Genomic DNA, 10,760 nt, shown 5'->3' with positions numbered 1-10,760 from the left:
GAGCCCTGACTAAACTGACCGGTAAGGTGGTCCAAATTTAGGGCCGCAGTACACGTGCCGATAAGCGTACCCGCCAAGACCAGGATCCAGGGTGCCTTTTGCATGACTTTGAGTTTACTCCCGAATCACCTCAATCAACTCATCCAGCTCCACCCGGCGCCCGAGGAGGACCTCGAGGGCGCCGTGGATCTTGGCCAGGGTTTCTAGGGTGGGCTGATGGCGTCCTTCCGCTGCGTTGTACACGGTGTTCGTCAATAGGCCACTAGTCCGCGCGATGCGGTATAGGGTGATGCCATTGGCGTCTGCGAGCTCTTTGATGCGGACCCGGTACCTAATCATGCGTGAAGCATATACCAATTCATCTGACCATCTGAAAAGACAAAGGTCTTGACCTCCTATAGACAAAGCCCAAGAAGGTTGGCCCCAACACGCATCCCTGGCAAGGAGGCTTATTCTTCCTCGTATTCCAAAAGGTCACAGACGTCATAGGGTTTTCCCGTGAGCTTGCGTAGCCCCCAGATGACCCAGGCGAGGGCCTCGAGGTCGGGGCGTGCCGGGGCACTTCGTACCCACCGGTATACCGTGGCCCGGCTAATCCGGTCGCCAAGAAGCCTCTCCAGGCGGTAGGCGCTCAACCCCTCCTGTTCAAGGACCTCCTTCAGTTTGAAGCGCACCCGTGGCATGCCTCAATAGTAGCAGATATATAGCCCTATTGACTGATAGTCGCAACTATGCTACCCTAAGGGCACCTAGGGGCCCCCCTACCAAGCAAGCCCCTAGGGCACCGGAGGTACTGGAGGTAGTGGAGGTAGTGGAGGTGCTTATGCATCGTACCACAAGTTTCGCGGCGATAATAGCGGCCTTTAGGACCACCCCCGGGTTGACCCTTTCTCCGGGTCAGGGGATTTTGTTCAACCGGCTGGCCCCATATCTGGAGGCCATCTGGGACGCGGCCCGTCAGGATGACTGGCCCGCTTTTGTTGAGGCGGTGCGGGAGGTGTACCTCGCCGGCCTGCTGGACGGCCCCCTGCCCCTCTCCGTGCTCCTAGCAAGCGCTCTGGAGGAGGACGATGACGACGCCTGAGGCCAAAATCATCCGGATGCGGGACCTCGAGGCCCCCGCCGGCACCCACCTGCCCGTGGCCTGGCTGGACGTGGGGGGGCGGACGGAGGTGGCGGTGCCCCTGGCGCGGTTGGCGGAGGCGGTTGGCTACGATCTGGGGCCTTTGAGGGGCATTGTCAAGCGGGATCCCGTTCTCGCTTCCTACCAGAGTATCGTAACGATCCTCCGGGACGGAGTGCCCCACAAAACGGCCTTCCTCCAACGCCCGGGCGTCCTTGGGGTCTTGGTCAAACTCTCCGCCTCCCGCATCCAGGATCCCGCCAAGCGGCAGAGGGTGATCGCCTTCCAGCGCTGGGCCTTTGAGACCCTGGACAGGCTCCTCTTTGAAGGGGCGGCCCCAGCCCCCGCCCAGCCGCCTCTTTTCCCAGTGGGGCAGGGCAGGGGAGACCGGGCTCTGGCCGTGCGCATGCTCACCGGTGAGGTGCGCGCTCCAGACGGCTCCTTGCTCTCGTACGGGGCCATTGAGCGGGCCACCGGGGTACCCAAGACCACGCTGGGCCGCTGGGCTCGCCGCCTAGGGGTCTTCCACCTGCGCAAGAGCCCCTACCCGACGAAGCGGGCCAAGAAGAAGCCTTTGAGGGCACAGGAGAAGGCGCCCGAGAAGGAGCGGGCCTCGGAAACCGACCTGGCCCGGCTCCTCATGGAACAGGCTAGGCTCCTGGGGGAGATCGCCCGCCGGCTACTGGACAAGCCCCAAGCTCTGGCGTAAACTTGGGCTAAGGTGCCAAACTGCCCCCCGGGCAACCGGGGGGCAAACCCTTATGCGCCTCATCTGGCCCTTTCCCGAACCCGACAAAGTGCGTGTGGACGCGGGTTTCCTGGACCCCGCCTACCCCACCTGGCGCCGGAACGCGGGGCTTCCCCCCGCCGAGCACCCCGGGGCCGATCTAAACCTGAAGGGCACCTCGGGGGACGGGGACTTGGGCTACCCGGTGGTGGCCATCGCCGAGGGGGTGGTTCGGCACGCCAGGCCCCACCGGGTCTGGGGGAACATCGTGCTCTTGGAGCACGACCTGCCGGGCCTGGGGCGCTTTTACACGCAGTACGCCCACCTTCTCTTCATGACCGTCCGCGAGGGGGACTGGGTCATGGCGGGCGAGCCTGTGGGGAGCGTGGGCAAGGGCGATCCCGCCCGCCCCTTCCTGGCCCACCTGCACGTGGAGGTGCGCCGGTCCCCCATCCCCCCCGACGCCTGGCCGGGCATGGACCGGGGCTACATCCAGGCCCACTACCTTGACCCGGTAGCCTTCATCAAGGAGAACTACGCCCCCGCGCGGCGCTACTACCGGGTGGGCGTCCTCTTCAACCCCACCCGGCAGGAGCTCGGCCCGGTGGTGCTGAACCTGGAGCGCCCTGACCTGGCGCAAATCGCCGTGAGGAAGCTGTGAACGCCTTCTTCCGCCTCCAAGTCCTCATGGAGCTCGTGGACCGCATGACGGGGCCCCTGGGCCGGGTAGGGGAGAGCCTGCGCCGGGTGGAGGAGCTCACCCACCGGGCGGACCTCGCCCTCCAGCGCATGGGGGCGGGGCTCAGCGTGGCGGGAGCCGGGGCCGCCCTGGCCACCCCCCTCGTCCTCGCCACCCGGGCGGCGATGGATTTTGAGGACGCCTTCGCCGACGTGCGCAAGGTGGTGGACGCCCCGGCCCCGGCCCTGGCGGCCCTGCAACGGGAGCTCCTCGGCCTGACCCGGGTCATCCCCATGACCGCTCGCGAGCTCACGGAGATCGCCGCCGCCGCCGGGCAGGCGGGCATCCCCATCGCCGAGCTCACCCGCTTCACCCAGGACGCCGCCCGGGTGGGGGTCGCCTTCGGCATTTCCGCGGGCGCCGCGGGGGACGCCCTGGCCAAGCTCCGGAACATCTTGGGGGTCTCCCAAGAGGGCGTCATGCGGGTGGCCGACGCCATCAATACCCTGTCCAACAACCTGGCGGCCACCGCCCCCGAGATCCTGGAGGTGGTCCGCCGCGTGGGGAGCACGGGGAAGCTCATCGGCCTCACAGGCCAGCAGGTGGCGGCCTTCTCCGCCAGCCTCCTGGCCCTGGGCACTGCCCCCGAGGTGGCGGCCACGGGGCTCAACGCCCTCTTCCAGCGCCTGGCCACGGCCCCGGCCCAGCCCAAGGCCTTCCAAGAGGCCTTGGCCCGGCTCGGGCTTTCCGCCACTGCGCTACAAGCCGCCCTCAAGCGGGACGCCACCGGGGCCATCCTGGACTTCTTGGGCCGGCTCAGGGCGGTCCCTGACCAGCTCGCCGTCCTCTCGGACCTCTTCGGCATGGAGTACGCGGACGATATCGCCAAGTTGGTGGGCTCCCTGGACGTCCTCCGGCGGGCCTTCGGCTTGGTGGCGAGCCCGGCGGGCTACGCCGGTAGCGTCATGGCCGAGTTCCAAAACCGCTCCGCCACCCTGCGCAACCAGCTCATCCTCCTCAGGAACGCCCTGGAGCGCATCTGGATCACCCTGGGGAACGCCCTCATCCCCGTGGTGAAGCCCGTGGTGGAGCGCCTCGCCGCCCTCGCCAACCGGGCGGCGGACCTCTTGGACCGCTTCCCCGCCCTACGGGTGGCGGTGGTGGCCGTGGGCGCTGGGTTGGGCGGGCTCCTGGTCGTGGGCGGGCTTTTGGTGGCGGGCCTCGGGGCCTTGGGCTTCGCCCTGGCCAACGCCCGGATGGGCCTCTTGGCCCTCCAAGGAGCCCTCGTGGGCGCCAGCCGCCAAGCCCGCCTCTTCGGCCTGGGGCTGGCCCTGTTGCGGGCCCAGGTGGCGGGGATGGGTGGGCCTTTGGCCGCCGCCCGGGCCGGGCTCCTGGCTTTGGAGCGGGGGGCCATCGCCGCCGGGCGGGGGGTACTCCTCCTGGGGAGGGCCATCCTCCTGAACCCCATCGGCCTGATGGCCACCCTGCTGGCGGGTCTGGCCTGGGCCTTCTGGCGGGCCTGGCAGGCCAGCGCCCAGTTCCGGGAGGGCGTCATGGGCACTCTGGGCGTCATCCGTGGCGCCTTCGCTCCCGTGGTGGCGGAGCTTCGGGGCGTGGGCGCCGCCTTGGCCGAGGCGTTCCGCCCGGTGGCGGGCGCGGTGCGGGCCTCCTTGGCGGCTATCCCGCAGGCCCTAGACCGGGTCCTCTACCACGTGGCCTTCGGGTTGGGCTTCATGGTAGGCCTCGTGGAGCTCCTGGCCCGCCGCCTCGCCCCCATCCTCGGGGAGGGGCTGGCCGGGGCCGTGAGGGTGGTGCGGGGAGCGGTGGACGTTCTGGTGGGCCTCTTCACCCTGGACCTGGACCGGGCCCGCCTGGGGGCTCTCCGGGTGTGGGAGGGCATCCGGGCTGTGCTGTCGGTGCCCATCCGGGTGGCGGGGGTGGTGGTGGACCTGGCTATCGCCGCCCTAGAGCGCCTGTGGGACGTGGCCAGCCGGCGCTTCCCCGCCCTGGCAGCTTTGGGCGAAGCGGTGGGGAGGGCCTGGCAGGGGCTCGTGGGCCTGGCCCAAGCCGTCTTTGGCTCCTTGCGGGCGGTGGTGGCCTCTGTCGTTCAGGCCATTTCCGCCCTCCTCCGAGGCGACCTTTCCCAGGCCCTGGGGTGGGCACGCGAGGCGTGGGGTTCCCTGGTTTCCCTCCTTTCCGCGCCCCTGCGGCTGGCGGGGGTGGTGTGGGAGGCGGTGCGGGGCTCCCTTTCCCAGGCCCTGGGATGGGTGCGTTCCCTCGCCGCTCCCTTCGCTGAGGCGGGCCGGGCCATCGTGCAAGGGCTCGCCGAGGGGATCCGGAGCTTGGCGCTGGCCCCGGTGAACGCCGTGAAGGGGATCGGCCAGAGCGCCCTCGCCACCCTCAAGCGCCTTCTGGGCATCCGCTCGCCCTCTCGGGTTTTCGCCCAGTTGGGGGCCATGACCGCCCTGGGGATGGCGGTGGGTCTGCAGGGCATGGCCCCCGCGGTGCATCGGGCGGCCCAGTCCCTGATTTCCCTGCCCCAGGTGGAGGTGCCCGCTCCTCGCCTGCCCGAACTCCCCGCCTTGCGCCTGGGCCTCGAGGGCGCCCCCGCCCTCCAGCCCCCCACCCTTGCGGCTTCCCCCGCCCAGGCCCCTGGGGCCTCCGCCCCGGCGTCCCCCCGGGAAGGGAGGGTGGTCCAGGTGGTGCGCATTGAGCGCATTGAGCTCCCCTCGGTCCAGGATCCCGAGGGGTTCCTGGAGGCGCTCAAGCGCCTCATGCTCCCCTACCTGGAGGAGGCCTGATGCCCTACTTGCGCTTCGCCACCGGCGACCGCCTGCGTCTGGACGGGGAGGAGATGCCCGGGATCGTGGTTTCGGTGGAGGTGGAAGGGGAGAACGCCGTGGAGAGCCTGCCCCGGGAGGGGAAAGCGGCGGACATCCACGTGCTCAGGGGCTACCGCGACCACCGGGTGCGCATTCTCCTCCGCCTCGTGGGGGGCGACCCTCTGGCGGAGGTAAAGCGGCTTCAGGCCAAGTTCGCCAAGAGCAAGACCGAGCCCCTGCGGGTGGTCCACCCCCACCTGGCGGCCCGGGGGATAGAGAAGGCCCTGTTCGCCCGGCTCACCACCCGGGAGGAGGGCGGGGAGGACGGCCTCTACGCCGTGCTGGAGCTCACCCAGACGGAGCCCCGGGAGGCCCTCAAGGAGGGAAACGCCCGGGAAGAAGCCGCCCTCCAGGCGGCCGTGCAAAGGGGGCCCGTGGCCGGCCCTCCCAAGGGGAGCGCCCAGGCGCAGCGCAACCCCCCCACGCCCCCCAAGCCGCCCGCGTTCGTCCAGGGCTTCGTGGACGGGCGCCAGTCCGCCCTGGCCCTCGGAGGAGGCCGGTAATGGTTCACCTGCCCCAGCCCAAGACCCCCTACGGGGTCCCCTCCCGGGTGGAGCTGTGGGAAGGCCTCTTCGTCCCCTGGCGCACCTGCCTCCTGGAGGGGGTGGAGGCCCCCGTGGGCGGCGAGGTTTCCGTGGAGCTGGAGGGTCTCCTCTTCCTGGGGGTGGCGACCGCCTCCCCAAGCCCCCTGGAACGGGTCTGCTGGGGGCTTCCCGCCTGGCGAAAGGAGGTGGGGCCGATGGGCTTCCAGGACGTGGACGCCGCCACCCTCCTCCGCTGGATCGCCGGCCAGGTGGGGGCAAAGATCCAGGTGGACCTGCAGGCCCCCCAGCGCCGGCACTACGCCCTGCCCCGCCTCCCCGCCTACCAGGCGGTGGAGCGGATCCTATCCCCCTGGGGCGCCGGGGCGGTGGCCCACGAGCTGGATGGGGGCGTGCTCTACGTGGGGCCCGCCTCCCGGAGCCCCCACTACGGCGTGCTGCACGTCTTGCGGGAGCAGGAGGTGGCGGTGGCGCGGGACCTGGGCGGGCGGACCTACCTCAAGATCGCCCCCCTCCCTCGCCTCCGCCTCCTCCACCGGGTGCGCTGGCCCGAGGGGGAGGGGAGGGTGGTGGAGCACCGCCTGGTCCTCGCCCCAAAGGGTTCGTACCACGAGGTGTACCTGGTATGAGGAGCGAAACCCTCAAGCACGCCCTGCGCCGCATCGTGGAGAGCCTGTGGCCGGAGCTCGCCCACCGCACCCACCTGCCCCACAAGGCCAGGGTTCTGCGGGTGCGCTCCGAGGCGGGGGTGGCCGGGCCCCCGGGGAGCGTGCGCTACAGCGTGGACCTGGAGCCCCTCACCCCCGACGGCCGGCCCGATCCCAGGCGCCCCGTCCTGCGGGACGTCCCCCTGGACGTGCCGTGGGCCGGCCCCGGGCGGGGGGTCTTCGCCCTGCCCGCCGTGGGGAGCGTGGTGCGGGTGGCCTACTACGACGGGGACCCCGCCTATCCCTATGTGGACGGGATCCTCCCCGAAGGCCAGGCGGTCCCCCAGGTGGAGGAGGGGGAGTACCTCCTGCAGAAGGACCCCGACACCTGGGTGAGGCTGAAGGCGGACGGGGGGGTGGAGGCCCAGGCGGCCCCCGGGGTGGTGTTGCGCCTGAAGCCGGACGGCACGGCGGAGCTCCGGGGCACGGCGGTGGTGCGCGTGGACGCCCCCCGGGTGGAGCTGGCGGGGGGAGGCCCCGCCGTGGCCCGGGTGGGGGACCCCGTGCAGGTGGGGGCCTCCATCGGGGTCATCGTCGGGGGCTCGGGCAAGGTGTTCTCGGGGTGAGGGATGTACCGGGATTGGCTTTGGGAGGATGGCGACTTCCGTTTTTCGCCCCGGGGCGATGCGGTCCTGGTGGAGGGGCTCGCGGTGGTGCGGCAGGACCTCTTGGCCCGCCTCGTCTCTCCCCGGGGAAGCCACTGGGCCTTCCCCGCGGAGGGGAGCGACCTGCTGGACTTCGTGCAGGCCGCCGCGGACGAGCTCACCCGCGTGGAAGCCCAGCAGGAGGCGGAGCGAACCTGCCTGGAGGACGCCCGGGTGCGGGAGGCGGCCTCGGAGTGGCAGGGGGACCGCCTGCGCCTCGTCCTCACCCTGGAGGAGGGGACGCTCGTGCTCCTGCCTGAGCTAAGGAGGGCCTGATGCCGGATATCCCCGTCCCTACCCTGGAGGAGGTCACGGAGGAGCTCCTCGGCTATCTGCCGAGCAATTTCCCCGTTCGCAACCCGGACGCGTTTAGCGCCTTCGGCACCTACCTGCGCCTGGCCGCCCAGGTGGGCCTGGACGTGCGGGCCACCCTCCGGGCCCTCCTGCCCCAGCTCTTCGTCACCACGGCCACGGGGGAGTGGCTGGACGAGCACGCCCGAGGGCTCGGCCTGGCGCGCAAGGTTGCCCGGCCCGCCCGCCTGCGGGCGCGGGTGGAGGCGAGCGGCGCGGGCACCTTCCCCCCCGGGGCCCTGGTGGGCCTAGACGACCTGCGGTACCGGGTGGAGGGCCCCTTCGCCCCCGGGGCGGAGGTGGTCCTCACCTCCGAGGGGGTGGGGGCCCGTTACAACCTTCCCGAGGGGACCCGCCTGTACCCCGTGACCGTGGTCCCTGGGGTAGAGCACCTCCAGGTCCTCGCCGTGGAGGAGCCGGGGCTGGACCGGGAGACGGACGAGGAGCTGCGGGCCCGGTGCCTCCTCTCTTGGCCCGCCCTGGGCCTGGGGAGCACGTACCACGCCTACATGAGCTGGGCCCTCGAGGACCCCGAGGTGCGCAAGGTGGTCGTCCTGGATGACCACCCCCGGGGCCAGGGGACCGTGGACGTGGTCATCGCCCCGGCCCAGGGCCTGCCCTCGGCGGAGCTCATCGCCCGGGTGCAGGCCGTGGTGGACGCCCGACGTCCCCTCACGGTGAACGCCCTGGTGCGGGGGCCGAGGGCAAGGACCTTGGACCTGGCCCTCCGCCTCTACCTGGAGCCCGGGGCCCCGGCCCCCGAGGTGTGGGCGGGGCGGGCGTCCGCCTTCCTCCACAGCCTGGGCATTGGCGAGGCGTTTTGGCCCTCGAGGCTCATGGACACCCTGCACGGCTACGGGGGCCTGAGGGCGGTGGAGCTCCTCTCGCCCGCTGGGAGCGTCTCCGTGGCCCAGGACGAGCTCATCGTCCCCGGGTCCGTGGCCGTGGAGGCGGTGAATGCTTAAAGAAGCCGCCTACCGCCACCTCCTCTCCCTCCTCCCTCCCGGGCGCTACCCCCGGGAGGGAGGGGCGGCGGATGGGATGGTCCGAATGTTGGGGGGGGTGGAGGGGCGGCTTCTGGAGGAGCTTTTCGCCCTCCTGCGGGAGGCCTTCCCCCACCAAGCCTCAGAGGAGGCCTTGGCAGAACATGCCAAGGCCCGGCTGATCCCTACGTTGGCTGGTGAACAGCCAGAGGCGTTCCGGGCGCGAGTAGTTCACGCCCGTACATTCTGGCTCCTCGCGGGTACCCTCTCGGGAGTCCAGCAAGGCCTCCTGGTTGCCGGCTACCGTGCGCACGTGCGGGAGCACTACCTGGACGACCCTACCCTATGGGCGGAGTTCAGCGTGTGGCTCTGGCCGGAGGTAACCGCCTACATCTCGGACTGGTGGGACGACGGGGCGGGGTCATGGGACGATGGGACGCCTTGGGACTATACGCTCGGAGCCACCGAGCTTAGGCGTATCCCGAACCTCATCAGGGAGCTTAAGCCGGCCCATGCCAAGCTTTGCGGCCTGTACTACACGCCCTCACCCTACGATGCCTGGGATGACGGGGCCGCCTGGGACGATGGCGGAGTGTGGAGTCCAGATGCCATTCAAATCCTTTAAGGAGGTAGACCATGCCTAAGAACCTGACACCGCAGAACCGGTGGGAAGACGAGTTTCAGGTACCCCTCCCTGGCGAACCGCGCAACATCGGGCCGTTAGAGACCTTGTTCCAACGCCTGCTCAACCGGACCGAGCGCCTGAAGAACCGCATCGCGGATATCCTGGGGGTGGCGTGGGACGCCACCCCACCGGACACCCTCGCCGGGGTCCACAACCGCGTGGCGCGGCTAGAGAACCCCTCCTCCCTCCCCGCCCTCACCCCGGTCGTGGGCGGGCTAGTGGTCGCTCTGGGGACGAGCGGCCTGGGGAGGGTCAGCCTGGGGACTCATGTCCCGGTGTCCGTTGACGGCGAGGTGGGCTTCAACGGGGTGGATTGGAATACCCTAGGCACCCACGGGGTTTACCGGGTGACGGATGCGGGCACGGGCGGTGCGAACCCACCCCCCGCGGCGTACCGGCATGGGGTACTCATCGTCGCCAGAGGGGGCCAGGACGCAGTAGCGCAGATATACGTACCCCACGATAGCGGGATTGACCCCTTTATCTACGTGCGACAGCGGTGGGTATGGGGTGGGTGGTGGTCTGGTTGGGTGCGGCTGGGCGTCCAGTACGGCCAAAACACGAACGGGCGCTTTGCGCGTTTCGGGGACGGGACGCAGGTTGCGTGGTTCTCCGTGGATGACGCCGACGGGGGTATATACACATGGGTATTCCCGGCGGCCTTCTCCGCGGCACCAACCATACTCGCGACGGCCAGCGTGATTGGTGGGAACGAAAACTGGTCGGGCAAGATGCTCCTGGCGACCAGCAACACAACCTCCGCCTCCATATACCCTTACAACAACACGAATACCGCCGCTCTGTTCACGGGCGCCATCCGGTATCACCTCATGGCCATCGGGAGGTGGCTCTGATGATCCACGTAGTGTACATACCCCAGGTCGCTTTGCCTGGGCACACGTTGACGTACTCGTGGGCAGCACGGGTCCTGACTGCCCGCTTGCAACGCGGTGAGGAGGTTTTGGAAGAGGTTTACGACCTAAGTGGGCTGAGTCCCGGGGATACGGTGATCGGGGTAGAGCCAGAGGTGATGTCCTTTTCTCCGCTCATCTCCGTGTGGGTAGACGACGATCATACACTGCACGTGCGCTTGCTGCGCTGGTACGAGGGCCCAGAACCCGACGTACTAGAGGAGGTCCTAGATGGCTAGGCTTAGGGTTCGTACACTGGCTGACCGCCTACACGAGGCATGGGCGGCCTTTCGAGCAGAACGTGACCGGAGGTTGGCAGCAAGCGACTGGGTGGTGGCTAGGGCCTACGAACGCGGTGAGCCCGTGCCGCCGGAATGGGCGGCCTACCGCCAGGCCCTCCGGGACCTGCCGGGCCAACTCACGGACGAGCAGGTGTTAGCTGGAGAGATACCCTGGCCTCAGTTGCCAACTAACGAACAATCCAGTTAGCCCATAGGGACTCATATAAAGTGTGCATAAAGACTCA

The 10,760-nt window shown here is 69.5% G+C and carries 14 protein-coding genes; 12 read left to right on the top strand and 2 right to left on the bottom strand.

Going from position 1 to position 10,760, the window contains the following annotated elements:
* Positions 1 to 114: 114 nt before the first annotated feature.
* A complete protein-coding gene (locus L0C60_RS04140; protein WP_234503289.1) occupies positions 115 to 339 on the bottom strand; it encodes a helix-turn-helix domain-containing protein in 225 nt (74 codons plus the stop codon).
* Positions 340 to 449: 110 nt separating this feature from the next.
* Complete coding sequence (locus L0C60_RS04135; RefSeq protein ID WP_234503291.1) at positions 450 to 683, bottom strand: helix-turn-helix domain-containing protein; 234 nt, start codon at positions 681 to 683, stop codon at positions 450 to 452.
* Positions 684 to 907: 224 nt separating this feature from the next.
* Between L0C60_RS04135 and L0C60_RS04130 the strand changes: the two genes are divergently transcribed.
* The 12 genes from L0C60_RS04130 to L0C60_RS12955 all read left to right on the top strand — a co-directional run bounded on the left by L0C60_RS04130 (position 908) and on the right by L0C60_RS12955 (position 10,723).
* Positions 908 to 1,084: a hypothetical protein gene (locus tag L0C60_RS04130; RefSeq protein WP_243092531.1), complete on the top strand. Its 177-nt coding sequence runs from the start codon at positions 908 to 910 to the stop codon at positions 1,082 to 1,084.
* On the top strand, positions 1,071 to 1,832 hold the full coding sequence (locus L0C60_RS04125) for a hypothetical protein (RefSeq protein WP_234503294.1): 762 nt from the start codon (positions 1,071 to 1,073) through the stop codon (positions 1,830 to 1,832). Before L0C60_RS04130 ends, L0C60_RS04125 begins: the two co-directional genes overlap by 14 nt.
* Positions 1,833 to 1,884: 52 nt before the next feature.
* Entirely contained in the window at positions 1,885 to 2,511 is a 627-nt protein-coding gene (locus L0C60_RS04120) for a M23 family metallopeptidase (protein WP_234503296.1), read from the top strand.
* Positions 2,508 to 5,330, top strand: a complete 2,823-nt coding sequence (locus tag L0C60_RS12775) for a phage tail tape measure protein (RefSeq protein WP_326491116.1) — start codon at positions 2,508 to 2,510, stop codon at positions 5,328 to 5,330. Before L0C60_RS04120 ends, L0C60_RS12775 begins: the two co-directional genes overlap by 4 nt.
* Positions 5,330 to 5,914, top strand: coding sequence for a hypothetical protein (locus L0C60_RS04110; RefSeq protein ID WP_234503297.1), 585 nt, complete (start codon positions 5,330 to 5,332; stop codon positions 5,912 to 5,914). Before L0C60_RS12775 ends, L0C60_RS04110 begins: the two co-directional genes overlap by 1 nt.
* On the top strand, positions 5,914 to 6,582 hold the full coding sequence (locus L0C60_RS04105) for a hypothetical protein (protein ID WP_234503298.1): 669 nt from the start codon (positions 5,914 to 5,916) through the stop codon (positions 6,580 to 6,582). The genes L0C60_RS04110 and L0C60_RS04105 overlap by 1 nt, the downstream gene beginning before the upstream one ends.
* A complete protein-coding gene (locus L0C60_RS04100) occupies positions 6,579 to 7,226 on the top strand; it encodes a phage baseplate assembly protein V (protein WP_234503302.1) in 648 nt (215 codons plus the stop codon). Before L0C60_RS04105 ends, L0C60_RS04100 begins: the two co-directional genes overlap by 4 nt.
* A gap of 3 nt (positions 7,227 to 7,229) precedes the next feature.
* Positions 7,230 to 7,580: a hypothetical protein gene (locus L0C60_RS04095; RefSeq protein WP_234503305.1), complete on the top strand. Its 351-nt coding sequence runs from the start codon at positions 7,230 to 7,232 to the stop codon at positions 7,578 to 7,580.
* Positions 7,580 to 8,620 carry a baseplate J/gp47 family protein gene (locus L0C60_RS04090; protein WP_243092530.1) on the top strand — a complete coding sequence of 347 codons (1,041 nt, stop codon included), beginning with the start codon at positions 7,580 to 7,582 and terminating at the stop codon, positions 8,618 to 8,620. Before L0C60_RS04095 ends, L0C60_RS04090 begins: the two co-directional genes overlap by 1 nt.
* Positions 8,613 to 9,263 carry a hypothetical protein gene (locus L0C60_RS04085; protein ID WP_234503312.1) on the top strand — a complete coding sequence of 217 codons (651 nt, stop codon included), beginning with the start codon at positions 8,613 to 8,615 and terminating at the stop codon, positions 9,261 to 9,263. The genes L0C60_RS04090 and L0C60_RS04085 overlap by 8 nt, the downstream gene beginning before the upstream one ends.
* Before the next feature lie 11 nt (positions 9,264 to 9,274).
* On the top strand, positions 9,275 to 10,177 hold the full coding sequence (locus L0C60_RS04080) for a pyocin knob domain-containing protein (RefSeq protein WP_234503315.1): 903 nt from the start codon (positions 9,275 to 9,277) through the stop codon (positions 10,175 to 10,177).
* A gap of 288 nt (positions 10,178 to 10,465) precedes the next feature.
* The gene (locus L0C60_RS12955) at positions 10,466 to 10,723 is read left to right on the top strand and encodes a phage tail assembly chaperone (protein WP_418952980.1); all 258 of its coding nucleotides are present in this window, start codon (positions 10,466 to 10,468) and stop codon (positions 10,721 to 10,723) included.
* Positions 10,724 to 10,760: the final 37 nt, after the last annotated feature.

The sequence above is a fragment of the Thermus hydrothermalis genome (genome assembly GCF_022760925.1).
Taxonomy (GTDB): Bacteria; Deinococcota; Deinococci; order Deinococcales; family Thermaceae; genus Thermus; species Thermus hydrothermalis.
Note: the sequence above shows the minus strand (reverse complement) of the source record. Positions and strands in the feature narration are given on the sequence as shown.

Coding starts and splice junctions, on each gene's coding strand:
- L0C60_RS04085 (WP_234503312.1), top strand. CDS start 8,613: ATGCTTAAAGAAGCCGCCTACCGCCACCTCCTCTCCCTCCTCCCTCCC.
- L0C60_RS04135 (WP_234503291.1), bottom strand. CDS start 683: ATGCCACGGGTGCGCTTCAAACTGAAGGAGGTCCTTGAACAGGAGGGG.
- L0C60_RS04105 (WP_234503298.1), top strand. CDS start 5,914: ATGGTTCACCTGCCCCAGCCCAAGACCCCCTACGGGGTCCCCTCCCGG.
- L0C60_RS04140 (WP_234503289.1), bottom strand. CDS start 339: ATGATTAGGTACCGGGTCCGCATCAAAGAGCTCGCAGACGCCAATGGC.
- L0C60_RS04100 (WP_234503302.1), top strand. CDS start 6,579: ATGAGGAGCGAAACCCTCAAGCACGCCCTGCGCCGCATCGTGGAGAGC.
- L0C60_RS12955 (WP_418952980.1), top strand. CDS start 10,466: ATGGCTAGGCTTAGGGTTCGTACACTGGCTGACCGCCTACACGAGGCA.
- L0C60_RS04090 (WP_243092530.1), top strand. CDS start 7,580: ATGCCGGATATCCCCGTCCCTACCCTGGAGGAGGTCACGGAGGAGCTC.
- L0C60_RS04120 (WP_234503296.1), top strand. CDS start 1,885: ATGCGCCTCATCTGGCCCTTTCCCGAACCCGACAAAGTGCGTGTGGAC.
- L0C60_RS04080 (WP_234503315.1), top strand. CDS start 9,275: ATGCCTAAGAACCTGACACCGCAGAACCGGTGGGAAGACGAGTTTCAG.
- L0C60_RS04110 (WP_234503297.1), top strand. CDS start 5,330: ATGCCCTACTTGCGCTTCGCCACCGGCGACCGCCTGCGTCTGGACGGG.
- L0C60_RS04095 (WP_234503305.1), top strand. CDS start 7,230: ATGTACCGGGATTGGCTTTGGGAGGATGGCGACTTCCGTTTTTCGCCC.
- L0C60_RS04125 (WP_234503294.1), top strand. CDS start 1,071: ATGACGACGCCTGAGGCCAAAATCATCCGGATGCGGGACCTCGAGGCC.